Annotated in this window: 1 protein-coding gene; it reads left to right on the top strand. The window is 74.9% G+C overall.

The window, feature by feature from the left end; translation table 11 throughout:
- Positions 1 to 113: 113 nt before the first annotated feature.
- Entirely contained in the window at positions 114 to 848 is a 735-nt protein-coding gene (locus FOE67_RS26940; RefSeq protein WP_323385595.1) for a GntR family transcriptional regulator, read from the top strand.
- The last annotated feature ends 129 nt before the right edge of the window (positions 849 to 977 follow it).

The following is a 977-nucleotide window of genomic DNA, read 5'->3' as shown; positions in this document are numbered from 1 at the left end:
GAGCGGGCACGGCGGTCTCCGGGGGTGCGGGGCGCGGATCGGATGGAATGACAACACCTTGTCGTTTTGGCAGTGTATTGTCAAAGGGGAGGCGGGGGGTAGGGTTGGGCGGCGTGATTCGACGGAGCACCCTGCGGGAACAGCTCGCCGAGGCCCTGCGCGACGAAATCCTCGCCGGGCGCCTCGCTCCCGGCAGGGAGTTCACCGTGCGGGAGATCGCCGAGCAGTACGGCGTCTCGGCCACTCCGGTGCGCGAGGCGCTGGTGGACCTCACCTCCCAGGGACTCCTGGAGACCCGACAACACCGCGGCTTCCGGGTGCACGCCTACTCCTTCGACGACTTCGCCCGCATGCTCGAGGCCCGGGCCCTGGTCGGGGAGGGGGTGGTGCGGGCGACCCGCTCACCGATCGTCCGCTCCCACCCCGAACCCGATCCGGCGGTGCGCTCGCCCGAGGCCATGACCTCCGTGCGGCGGCGCGCGGTCGCCGCGCGGGACGCCGCCCTCGCCGCCGACCTGGACATCCTCGTCGCCTACGACCTGCGCTTCTGGCGCGAGCTGACCGCGCTGCTCGGCAACCCCTACCTGGCCGAGTTCCTGGACCGGCTCAGGGTGCGGTGCTGGGCCTTCGTGGTGCCCCGCCTGCGCGGGGTCACCGGCCTGCGCGGCCGGCTGTGGTCCGGCCACCCCGAGCTGACCGAGGCCGTCGAGCGCCGGGACGCCGCCGCGATCGAGGAGCACCTGGGGGTGCTCCACCACAGCTTCCTCGCCCTCGCCCGGCTCGGCGGGGATCCGGACCCCGCCCCCGGGTCCGATCCGGCCGCACCGGATGCGGCCCCGGAGGGCTGAGGGGCCCGATTCCGGGAAGCGATTCCGTGTGCCCCGGGAACGCCGGCGGTGCCGGGCACGGATCGGCCGGTCCGGCGCGCACCGGAGGTCCCGGGGGGCCTACGCTGGCCCCGCCCGGGTGCGCGGCCC

Origin of the sequence: Streptomyces calidiresistens (assembly GCF_014141525.1) — a bacterium.
GTDB lineage: Bacteria > Actinomycetota > Actinomycetes > Streptomycetales > Streptomycetaceae > Streptomyces > Streptomyces calidiresistens.
This window is presented reverse-complemented; position numbering and strand designations above follow the sequence as displayed.